General features: G+C 66.5%; 10 protein-coding genes and 2 pseudogenes. 7 read left to right on the plus strand and 5 right to left on the minus strand.

Going from position 1 to position 10,965, the window contains the following annotated elements:
* Positions 1 to 231: pseudogene (locus tag NKF06_RS17715) on the minus strand (tRNA 4-thiouridine(8) synthase ThiI); the annotation flags it as partial.
* Positions 232 to 485: 254 nt separating this feature from the next.
* Between NKF06_RS17715 and ppk1 the strand changes: the two are divergent.
* A complete protein-coding gene (ppk1, locus tag NKF06_RS17720; protein WP_253246168.1) occupies positions 486 to 3,020 on the plus strand; it encodes a polyphosphate kinase 1 in 2,535 nt (844 codons plus the stop codon).
* A 61-nt stretch (positions 3,021 to 3,081) separates the two neighbouring features.
* Here ppk1 and NKF06_RS17725 read toward each other — a convergent pair whose 3' ends face one another.
* Positions 3,082 to 4,290, minus strand: coding sequence for a methionine adenosyltransferase (locus NKF06_RS17725; RefSeq protein ID WP_253246162.1), 1,209 nt, complete (start codon positions 4,288 to 4,290; stop codon positions 3,082 to 3,084).
* Positions 4,291 to 4,417: 127 nt separating this feature from the next.
* The gene (gene cyaB, locus NKF06_RS17730; protein WP_058827811.1) at positions 4,418 to 4,975 is read right to left on the minus strand and encodes a class IV adenylate cyclase; all 558 of its coding nucleotides are present in this window, start codon (positions 4,973 to 4,975) and stop codon (positions 4,418 to 4,420) included.
* 114 nt (positions 4,976 to 5,089) lie between these two features.
* Between cyaB and NKF06_RS17735 the strand changes: the two genes are divergently transcribed.
* The 6 genes from NKF06_RS17735 (at position 5,090) to NKF06_RS17760 (ending at position 9,906) form a co-directional block, all read left to right on the plus strand.
* Complete coding sequence (locus tag NKF06_RS17735; protein ID WP_253246163.1) at positions 5,090 to 5,605, plus strand: DUF6789 family protein; 516 nt, start codon at positions 5,090 to 5,092, stop codon at positions 5,603 to 5,605.
* A 184-nt stretch (positions 5,606 to 5,789) separates the two neighbouring features.
* Positions 5,790 to 6,551, plus strand: a complete 762-nt coding sequence (gene coxB, locus NKF06_RS17740; RefSeq protein WP_058827813.1) for a cytochrome c oxidase subunit II — start codon at positions 5,790 to 5,792, stop codon at positions 6,549 to 6,551.
* Positions 6,548 to 9,109 (plus strand): cbb3-type cytochrome c oxidase subunit I, encoded by a 2,562-nt coding sequence (locus NKF06_RS17745; RefSeq protein ID WP_253246164.1) that lies wholly within the window; start codon positions 6,548 to 6,550, stop codon positions 9,107 to 9,109. Before coxB ends, NKF06_RS17745 begins: the two co-directional genes overlap by 4 nt.
* 10 nt (positions 9,110 to 9,119) lie before the next feature.
* Entirely contained in the window at positions 9,120 to 9,380 is a 261-nt protein-coding gene (locus tag NKF06_RS17750) for a cytochrome C oxidase subunit IV family protein (RefSeq protein WP_253246165.1), read from the plus strand.
* A complete protein-coding gene (locus NKF06_RS17755; RefSeq protein WP_253246166.1) occupies positions 9,377 to 9,610 on the plus strand; it encodes a hypothetical protein in 234 nt (77 codons plus the stop codon). The genes NKF06_RS17750 and NKF06_RS17755 overlap by 4 nt, the downstream gene beginning before the upstream one ends.
* Before the next feature lie 83 nt (positions 9,611 to 9,693).
* Complete coding sequence (locus NKF06_RS17760) at positions 9,694 to 9,906, plus strand: hypothetical protein (protein ID WP_253246167.1); 213 nt, start codon at positions 9,694 to 9,696, stop codon at positions 9,904 to 9,906.
* Positions 9,907 to 9,930: 24 nt separating this feature from the next.
* Here NKF06_RS17760 and NKF06_RS17765 read toward each other — a convergent pair whose 3' ends face one another.
* Complete coding sequence (locus tag NKF06_RS17765; protein WP_253246169.1) at positions 9,931 to 10,218, minus strand: hypothetical protein; 288 nt, start codon at positions 10,216 to 10,218, stop codon at positions 9,931 to 9,933.
* Positions 10,219 to 10,238: 20 nt separating this feature from the next.
* Positions 10,239 to 10,965: pseudogene (locus NKF06_RS17770) on the minus strand (hypothetical protein); the annotation flags it as partial.

Genomic DNA, 10,965 nt, shown 5'->3' on the forward strand with positions numbered 1-10,965 from the left:
GCTATGGGCGTCGGTGATCTCGGCGCAGGCGGCCGCGACGGCGTCGGCGTCGGCCACGTCGCGGACGAGCAGGCGGGACCACTCCCGCTCGACGCGGCCCGAGAGCGAGCGGTCGTCGAGAACCGCTTGGAGGTTCGTCCGCAGTCTGGCCTCCATCTTCGCCCGGACGCTCGAACTCTTCGTGCCCACCTCGCCGTAGCCGACGAGGACGACGTGCGCCGTCTGATTCACGGTCGACGTTCTCCGCGGGAACCCTTCAGCGTCTCGTTTCGCGGGGCGTTCGCACCCGGCGCGGCACGGCGCTATCTACCGCTATTAGTGTTATATATTTGTAAATAGTACAATTTACTGAACCGTAGACAGACGGCGAAACAATATAAACCGCTTAATAGATTTCACCCCGTCTCTGTCTCGTACAACCGCCGACCGCCCCGCGGCCGCTCTCGACGAACAACTGCCGCCACTTCGATGCCCATTCGATGCCAATGACCGACGAGTCGCCAGCCGACATCGACCTCGCAGCCCCGCAGTACTATCTCAACCGCGAGCTGAGCGAACTGGAGTTCCAGTCTCGCGTGCTCAACGAAGCCCTCGACGACCGGAACCCGCTTCTCGAACGGGTCCGCTTTCTCTCCATCTTCACGAAGAACTTAGACGAGTTCTTCATGAAGCGCGTCGGTGGGCTGAAACAGCAGATTGACGCCGGCGTGACGGAGCGGACGACCGACGGCCGGACGCCCCGCGAGCAGTGGGAGGAGTCCATCGATAAGGCCCGGCCCATGTTCGAGCGACAGGCCGCGTGCTACCGCGAGGAGATTCGCCCGGCGCTCGCCGAGGCGGGAATCCGCATCTGCGACTACGACGACCTGACGCCCGACCAGCGGGCGGAGATGCGCGACTACTTCGAACTCTCGGTGCTGCCGACACTCACGCCGCTGTCGTTCGACCCGGCGCACCCGTTCCCGTTCATCTCGAATCTCTCGCTGTCGCTCGCGGTCATCACGCGGGACGACGACGGCGACCAGACGTTCACGCGCGTGAAGATTCCGCAGAACCGCCCGCGACTCGTGGAGGTCGAGACCGATGGCGACGAGGTCCGATACGTCCTCTTGGAGGAGGTCATCCGCGCCAACCTCGACCTCCTGTTCCCGAACGTCGAGGTCGTCGACACCGCGGTGTTCAAGTTGACGCGGAACGCCGAGGTCCGCCGCAACGAGGAGGTCGCAGAGGACCTCATCGACATGATAGAGGAGGTGCTCGAACAGCGCCGCTTCGCCACCGTCGTCCGCCTCGAAATCGAGGCCGACGCGCCCGAGGCGGCGCGGGATCTCCTCGTCGAGCAGTTGGACCTCGACGACCGCGAGGTGTTCGAACTCCGCGGGCCGCTCGACTACCGCGAGTTGATGGACCTCACGGACCTCGACCGGCCGGACCTCTCGCTGGAGTCGTGGACGCCCCAGTCACACCCACGGTTTTCGGACCTCGACGCGACCGACGCGGGAATCGGTCCGGGCGCGTCGGCCACCGAGGCGGCCGCCGAGGACAGCGACACCATCTTCGACGAGATTCGCCGCAAGGACGTGCTGTTGCACCACCCGTACCACTCGTTCGGCGACACCGTCCAGGAGTTCCTCGACGAGGCCGCTAACGACCCCAACGTGTTGGCCATCAAGGCCGCCATCTACCGGACGGCGTCGGACTCGAAAATCATCGAGGCGCTCATCGACGCCGCCGACAACGGCAAGCAGGTCGCGGCGATGGTCGAACTCAAAGCGCGGTTCGACGAGCAGAACAACCTCGAATGGGTCCGTCGCCTCGAAGAGGAAGGCATCCACGTCGCCTACGGCACCATCGGGCTGAAGACGCACACGAAGACCGCCCTCGTCGTCCGCGAGGAGGAAGACGGCGTCCGCCTCTACTCCCACGTCGCAACCGGCAACTACCACTCCGGGACCGCGAAGGGCTACGTCGACCTCGGCGTCCTCACCGCCGACCGCGACATCGGACAGGACCTCGTGAAGGTGTTCAACTTCTTCACCGGCCCCTCCTTGGACGAGGAGTTCCGGAAGCTCCTCATCGCGCCCGTGACGATGCGAAACGAGTTCACGAAGTGCATCCGCCGGGAGGCCGAACACGCTCGCGCTGGCCGCGACGCCCGCATCGTCGCCAAGATGAACGCGCTCGAAGACCCCGGTATCGTCGAGGAACTGTACGAAGCCTCGATGGCCGGGGTCGACATCGACCTGCTCGTCCGCGACATCTGTCGGCTCCGCCCCGGTCTGGAGGGCGTCTCGGAGACCGTCACGGTCCGGAGCGTCGTTGACCGCTTCCTCGAACACTCCCGCATCTTCTACTTCGAGAACGCGGGCGACCCCGACTACTACATCGGCTCCGCGGACTGGATGACCCGCAACCTCGACAAGCGCGTGGAGGCCGTCGCGCCCGTCGAGGACCCCGACATCCGCGAGCAGTTGCGGTTCATCCTCGAACTCGGCTTCGCGGACAACCGGAAGGCGTGGGAGATGCACGCCGACGGCACCTACGACCAGCGCGACCCGGGCGACGGCCACGAGATTAGCATGCAGAAGATTCTGATGGAACAGACGCTCGCGGCGTCGAACACGCCCGGCGTCCACCGCGGCATCTCGGCGTCACACCCCGACGTGCCCGAGACGCTCCTCGTGGAGTCCGACCCGTCCGTGATGGCCCCCCGAGACGGCGCGGCGACTGCGGACGGTGCCGAGGACGACGGGGCTGTGGATGCGGGTGAAGCCGAGGAGGAGGACGGAACCGACCCCGCCGCCGCCACCACCGACCCCGTCGTCGAGGCGGGCGCAGGCGCGCCAAAGAACGGCGACCCGCAGCACGTCCTCGACGACTTCCCCGAGAAGTGGTACGTGCCGAGCAGCCGGCACTACGAGTACGCGGTTCGGACGCCGGACGGCGACCGCGACTACCGGAAGACGGCCGAGGCGGCCGCGCGACTGGTCGAAAAGTACTACGTCGAGAAGTCGGCGTAATCGCCCTCGCGGGCGACGCGGCGTTCTGCGTCCTGTTTTCGCGCCCCTGCGAGTCGCCGCCTCAGAACGTGCTGAGTTCGCCTTCGATGGTCCGACGGGTGATGTCGGTCACGTTGGCGAGTTCGCGGTCGATGATGGCGACGACTTCGTCTTCGATGTCGGCGACGGTGACGCCCTCGTCCGTGATGACCTTCGCGTCGGCGACGTGCGGTTCGTCGATGGGGCGACCGATCTGCGAGAGCAGGCGGACCTGCAGGTCGCGGATGCCGTCGACCTCGGCGACGACCGTCTCGGCGATGTGGGTCGAAAGCAGGTTGTAAATCTTCCCGATGTGGTTGACGGGGTTCTTGCCGGAGGTCGCTTCCATGCTCATCGGGCGGTTCGGCGTGATGAGGCCGTTGGCGCGGTTCCCGCGGCCGACGGAGCCGTCGTCGCCCTGCTCGGCAGACGTGCCGGTCGTCGTGAGGTAGATGGAGCCCTCCTCGTAGTCGTCGGCGGTGTTGACCTCGACGTTGACCTCGCGGTCGGTGTAGTCGGTGGCGAGGTCGGTGACGAACTCGCGGACGCCGTCGACGGCGGCGATGTAGTCGTCGATGTCCTCGATGTGCTTGTCGACCATCGCGGCGGCGACGGTCACGTCGATGACGTCGCCCTCGCGCTTGCCCATGAGCTTGATGTCCTGTCCGAGTTCGGGATGGTCGTCGCCGTAGGCCGCGCCGTTGAGGGCGCGCTCGGCTTCGAGGACGATGCGTTCCGTCTCGGTCAGGGGGGCGTGGCCGACGCCGAAACTCGTGTCGTTGGCCATCGGGACCTGCTGGGTCTCCTCGCCGAACACGTCTTGGAGGTCACCGGACCCCTCGCCGAGCTTCACGTCGACGATGATGTCCGTGCCCACGTCGAGTCCGGGGATGTTCTCGTTGAGATACTCGCGGGCGGCCCGGAGCGCCGTCGAATCGACGGGAATCTTCTCGCCGTCGTACTCCTTCGTGGCGCGGCCGACGATGAGGAGATAGATGGGTTCGATGACCTCGCCGCCGCCGAAGGCGGGCGCGGCCGTGCCGGCGACGAGCTGGGTCTCGTCGGTGTTGTAGTGAAGCACCTTGCCGACGCGGTCGAGATAGAGGTTCGAGAGGGCGCGGGAGACGCTCTCGGCGATGCCGTCGGAGATGGAGTCAGGGTGCCCGATTCCCTTTCGCTCGACGATTTCGACCTCCTGGTCCTCGACCGCGCGCTTGTCGGCGGATTCGAGGCGGATATTTCGGTCGCTCATTGGCGGGACGTACCCGGCGGGCGGTTCTATAACTTGCGGAAACCTTTGGCTACACTCGTATTACCTGAGAGTATGCTCGGGCAGTATCTGCCGAGAGAACGGACGCCTGCGAGAGCGGACAACTCGACTACTCCTCGGGCGCGCCCAGCAGCATCCCGAGGTAGGAGGTCCGAATCTGGTCGTCGGGGTCGAGACCGAGGTCGCGGAGGACGGCGAACGCCCCCTCGCGGGCGTCGTCGACGCCGGATTCGACCTCGACTTCGACCTCCACGAACTCGCCGAGCCCCGACACCGAGTCGAGTGAGACGGTGTAGCCGTCGAGGGCGAACCGCTCGCGCTCCTTCTCGACGGTCGCGGCGGGTTCGAAGCCGACCGCTTCGCAGATGGCGTCCATCGTCTCGCCGTCCTCGACGCCCGTCTCGTACTCTCGGCGCGTCTTCGACGACTCGTCGACGAGCGGTCCCTTGTAGGTGACGACGGTCTCCTCGTCGGCGAGGTCACCACCCTCGTAGCGCGACTCGCGCCGGAGTCGGAGCGCCTCGTCGGTCTCGGCGAAGTCCCTGTGCGGGGCGTCGTAGTAGGTGTCCGTCTGGGCGACGCGGTTGACCTGTTCGGCTTCGACCGCGTCGAGTCGCTCGCGAACCGCGTCGTGGTCCGCGCGGACCTTGACCTCGACTTCGTACATGCTTCGACGGGCGCGTCCGGGAGGCAAAAACCTCGGTGACTCGCGCCGGCGACCCCTCAGTATCGAGGTATTTGTTACCTTTTATCATGCAAGAACCCGTAGTATGACGGGAGTATGAGCCAAGAAACGCCGAACCCGGCCACCGCGGTAGAACAGCGCGTCGGCGAGGCCGCCGACTACGAAATCACGGGTCGCGTCATCCTCACCGCGATGGCGAGCGGGTTCGTCGGGACGGTGCTGATGCTGCCCGTCCTCGTCGGCATCCCCGAACTGCTCGGTCTCTTCACGACCGAGCCGATTACGCGATTCGCCGGGATGGCGGCGTTCTTCGGCTACGAACCGACGCTCGCTCTCGGGGCCTTCCTCTTCGGCATCGGCGGGGTCATCGTCCTCCCGGTGACGTTCGTCGTCGTCGGGGCATTCCTCCCGCCGGAGTCGCCGAAGTACCTCCGCGGCGTGTCGTTCGCGACGCTCTACTGGGTGGGGTTCGTCCCGGCGTTCTGGCCGGCGGCCAACGCGTTCGTCATCCTCTCGTTCCTCGTGTTCTCGCTTCTGGCCCACTGGGTGTACGGCCTCTCGCTCGGCTACCTGCTTGACCTGTTCGCGGACATCCCGCAACACGAGGTCTGACCGGGTGTCGCCGGCGGTCGGGTCGCCGTCTGTCGTCGTCCGCGACCCCGACCGCCGCCCGTTTCGCTCTCCCCGCCGTTCGTCGTGAGCGACCGGAACCGAGCGTCTGACGCCGCCCGCCCTCGATTTCTCCGAAACAATAATCATCACGAACGTTAATTATACTATCTGGGTGGTGTTATCAATGGTCACGGAACTTGTACCGGCGGCCGCGTTCCCGCTCCAGTCGGGGTTGGTCCCGCGGGGGACGCGCACGTTCGTCTTCGAAAGCATCTTCGAGGTGTTCCTGCTCTTGGGGACGCTCGTCGGGATCGTCGTCGTGGGGTACATGCTCTACAACGCGTACAAGTATCGTTCCGGCTCCGGAAACGGTCACATCGACGACGGGGACCGCCTCGTCCTCGGCGAACTCCCGTCGGGAAGCGGTGGGGGCCGGAAGCTGTTCACCTCGTTTTTCATGAGCATGGTCATCGTCGTCTCGCTGGTTTCGTGGACGTATCTGACGCTCCTGTACGTCGAAGAGGGCCCCTCCGACGCCGAGTCGCTCGACGTCGAGGTCGAGGGCTACCAGTTCGGCTGGCGCTTTACCTATCCGAACGGCCACACCACCGACGGCGTGCTCCGGGTCCCCGCCGACCAGCCCGTCCAACTGACGATTACCACCGCGGACGTGTTCCATAACTTCGGCATCACGGAGTTACGCGTCAAGTCCGACGCCATCCCCGGCCAGGAGACGGAGACGTGGTTCACCGCCGACGAACCGGGGACGTACACCGCGCAGTGTTACGAACTCTGCGGGGCTGGCCACTCCTACATGTCCGCCGAGGTCATCGTGATGCCGCCCGACGAGTACGAAGCGTGGTACGCGAACACGACCGCGGATAACGCGGACGCGGACAGCGCGACCGCGAACGAGTCGAGCCTCCGACCGGCGGTGGCACCATGACCGACGCGTCTCCCGAGCGGGACGCCGCGGCCGACGGCGGCCACGAGGTCGCACACGACGACCACGGCCACGACTTCCCCGGCACGGGGAGCATCAAGCGCTGGTTCGTCACGACGAACCACAAGGACGTGGGCATCCTCTACATCGTCACGTCGCTGTTCTTCCTCGTGCTCGGCGGCGTCCTCGCGTGGCTGATGCGCATTCAACTGCTCGCTCCGCGCGGGCTCGGCGAGGGGATTCTCGCGCCCGTCGCGTACAACCAGGCCGTCTCGGCCCACGGGCTGTTGATGGTGTTCTGGTTCCTCTCGCCGTTCGCGTTCGGCTTCGCCAACTACGTCGTTCCGCTCCAACTCGGCGCGAAGGACCTCGCGTTCCCGCGGCTCAACGCGCTGTCGTACTGGCTCTATCTCTTTTCGGGCATCCTGTTCGGCGTCTCGTTCTTCCAAGGGGGGACGTTCTCCGGCGGGTGGACGATGTACGCCCCGCTGAGCGTCCCGACGTTCACGCCGGACGTGGGGGCGTCGACGGCCGTCTTGGCGCTCGTGTTGTTCGTCGCCTCGGTCACCGTCTCGTCGGTCAACTTCCTGACGACGATGCACCGGATGCGCGCCGAGGGGCTGACGCTCCGGAACGTCCCGCTGTTTAGCTGGACGATTCTCCTGACGGCGTGGATGATGCTGTTCGCCTTCGCGGCGCTTCTGGCGGCGCTTCTGGTGCTCTCGTCGGACCGCCTGCTCGGGACGACCTACTTCGCCATGGAGTCGCCGGCGGGGGCGCTCCTGTGGACGCACCTGTTTTGGTTCTTCGGCCACCCCGAGGTGTACATCGTCTTCTTCCCGGCGCTCGGGGTCATGGCCGAGGTGTTCCAGACGTTCACCGGCCGCCGCATCGTCGGCCGCAAGTGGTTCATCCTCGCGATGGTGCTCGTCGCCATCCAGAGCTTCGCCGTCTGGATGCACCACATGTTCCTGACGAGCATCAACCTGCAGGTGAAGACGTTGTTCATGATAACCACCATCGGCATCTCCCTGCCGTTCGACCTGATGGTGTTCGCGCTCATCTACACGATGCTGAAGGGGAAGATACGCTTCACGACGCCGTTCCTGTTCGTCTTCGGGGCGCTCCTGTTGTTCATCATCGGCGGCATCACCGGCGTCTTCCTCGGCGCGGTCGTCCTCGACTACGAGTTCCGCGGCACCTACTGGGTCGTCGCCCACTTCCACTACGTGATGGTCGGCGGGGTGACGGCCCTCGTCGGCGGCCTCTACTACTGGTTCCCGAAGATGACCGGCCGGATGTACGACGAGTTCCTCGGTAAACTCCACTTCGCCGTCTACTTCGTCGGCTTCAACCTGCTGTACTTCCCGCTTTTCGTCGCGTGGGAGACCCCCCGTCGCGTGTTCGACTACGCACCCGAACTCGCGCCGTGGCACCAGCTCGCTACGGTCGGCGGGTTCGTCCTCGGTCTGTCGTTCCTCATCATGTTCTACAACCTGTTCAAGAGCGCCTTCGTCGGCGACCCCGCTCCCGACAACCCGTGGGAGTACGCGACCACGGCCGAGTGGGCCGTCTCGTCGCCGCCGCCGCTTGAGAACTTCGACGGGACGCCGACCTACCGCAACGGCCACCTCGAATTCCTCGACGCCGGCGAGGTCGCGCCGAGCGAGGACCGGTCTGACGGGCCGACCGGCGCGGCCGTCTCCGACGGCGGCGTCACCGCGTCGGCAACGACAGCGGTCACGGCGGACGCGGAACTGCCGACCGCCGAAGCGACCGAAGTCGAGGGTCCGAGTCACGCGAGCATCTGGCCGTTCGTCCTCTCCGCCGGCGCGTTCCTCGTCCTCCTCGGCCTCTCGCCGCTTCAGGACGCCGCGTTCCCCGAGGGGATGGTCGGGGCCGCCTACGCGACCACGACGGTCGCGGGCGGCGTCGTCACCCTCGGGTCGCTCGTCGCCATGGGGCTCGAACCGTTCCACGGCCCGGTCTTCGAGGAGGGCGAGGCGTGGCCCTTCGCCGGCATCGACAACGGCAAGGTCGGGATGTGGATATTCCTCGCGTCCGACGTGGTGCTGTTCGGCGGCTTCCTCGGGGCCTACGTGTTCACCCGGGTCGCCTTCGGCTGGACCGGCTGGGAGCCGATTCCCTCCGACCCGATTCCGGGGCTCGTGAACACGTACATCCTGCTCACGAGTAGTTTCACGGTCGTGCTCGCGCTCGTCGCGGCCGAGAAGAAACACAAGTGGGGCCTCGTGACGAGCCTCGGCGCGACGTTCGTCCTCGGCATCGGCTTCCTCGTCAACAAGGGGTTAGAGTGGCAACACCTGTTCCACGAGGGTCTGTGGCTCTCGACGAACGTCCGCGCCTCGACGTTCTTCCTCACGACCGGCCTGCACGCCGCCCACGTCATCGCGGGGCTCGTCATCGCGCTGTACCTGACCGCGCGCGCCTGGCGGGGCGCGTATCTCGAAGACAGCCGCTCGGTGGAGTACTTCGGCCTCTACTGGCACTTCGTCGATATCGTCTGGCTGTTCCTGTTCCCGCTGTTCTACATCCTGTGAGGTGACAGAAATGGTATCAACGAAACTCTATACGGCGATTTACGTGGTGTTGTTCGTCTCGGCGACCGTCCAAGTGTTGGTCGAGTTCGCCGGACTGAGTTACTGGCTGGCCTTCGGCGTCATCATGGTCCTGTCGGTCGCGAAGGCGGTGCTGGTCGCGGCGTACTTCCAGCACCTCCGGTTCGAGCCGCGGTCGCTGACGTATCTGGTCGGCATCGGCCTCGCGGCCGCGCTGGCGCTTACGCTCGCGGCGTCGTACTCGCTCCTGTGACCGTGCGAGCCGACTCCCATCCCCGGTGGCGCTCCCGCGAAACCCTCGTCGCGGTCGGCTACGCCCTGCTGTTTTCGGTCCCCGTCGGCGTCGGCGTGACCGTCATGATGACTCGCGTCGCCCCCGGCAGGCTCACCGACCCGCTCGTCGTCGGCCCCGGTCTCGTGCTCGCGGTGGCCGTCTTCGCGCTCGTCGTCGCCGCCGCGACGACCGGCGAGAACGCGACGTAGTCGGCCGTCCTTCCTCCACTCCACGCTCCCTCCACCCCGATGTCGCACGTACCTTCTTTGACTTTGGCGTGGTAACAATACGCATGAACAGAACAACCGTCGCACTCGCGGCCGCCTTCGGAGCAGTCGTCGTCGGACTCGCGGTCCTCCTCGTTTCGGAGGCCGTCGGCGCGACTGAACTACTCGTGGTGGTCGGCGGCGTGGTCGCGCTGGCGGGCGTCGGCGTCCTCACCGGCGTCGTGATGCGCCTGCCCGACCCGCACGAGGAGGAACACGGCGGCGGCGACCACGCCTGACCGCGCCGCCCGGAGCAAGACGGTTCACAGGCTAAAACCGACGACTGCGAGCAGGAACAGCGCCGTGAAGACCATCCCGAGTGCGCCCGCGACCTTCAGGTGATAGACGAACAGGTCTTCGTCCTCTGCCTCGACCGCGGCCTCGTACGCCGCGGTCTCGCCGTCGCTCAGCCCTTCGTGCGCGTCGCCGACGTGGAGGTCCCGGAGTCGCTCCTGTCGGAACGGGCGGTCGCAGTACGGACACGTCGCGGCCGCGGTCTCGCCGTCAGGGACGGCGGTCTCGGGGACGACGACCGAGTCTTCGCGACCCACCCCACGACTCGCTTTGCGACTCATCCCGCGACACCTCCGACCGTCGGTTGGGCGACGACCCACAGGCTCGCCATCGTGTAGCAGACCGTGACGGCGACGAAGGGGTACTCGCTCCGGAGCGGTTGCAGGCGACCCGGAAAGAGGTCGAACGCGCGGGCGTGAGCGACCCACACCGAAAGCAGGTGGCCGAGGACGACGAACGCCAACTGGAGGCCGCCGAACCACGCCGGAACGGCCAGTACCGAGGGATTCGCGGGCGGCGACAGCGGCGAGGCCGCGACCGCGACCAGCGCGGGCGCGAGTCCGACGACGTAGCCGAGGAAGTGCGCGAGATGGTAGCCGGCGGCGATAGGGACCAACGCGGGCGCGAACCAACCGGCGACGAAGCCGACGGTCACGTATGTATCAGCGGTTCGGCGGGCGACCCGCGCGGCTAGTCGGTAGCCGCCGAGGAAGACCAGAAAACCCGCGACGATTCCGACGAGGTTCAGGAGCCACGCGGGAGTCGGTGCCGCGGCGTCGAGGACGCGGCCCCACGCGACGGTGACGACGAGGCCGTCGAACGTCGTCACCCAGAGGAGCGCGACGACGAAGGCCACGTCGTCGGCTCCCAGTCGCTCGCGGGCGCGCGCCAGCCCCGCGCCGGGAACCGAAATCGAGAGGCCGCCGTCGTCGCCCCGCTGGACCGGTGCGAGGAGGCCGTACAGCCGGAACACCCGAGCGACGGGGTCGGCCCGGCGGAACCAC

This window comes from Haloferax sp. AB510 (assembly GCF_024136985.1).
Classification (GTDB): Archaea; Halobacteriota; Halobacteria; order Halobacteriales; family Haloferacaceae; genus Haloferax.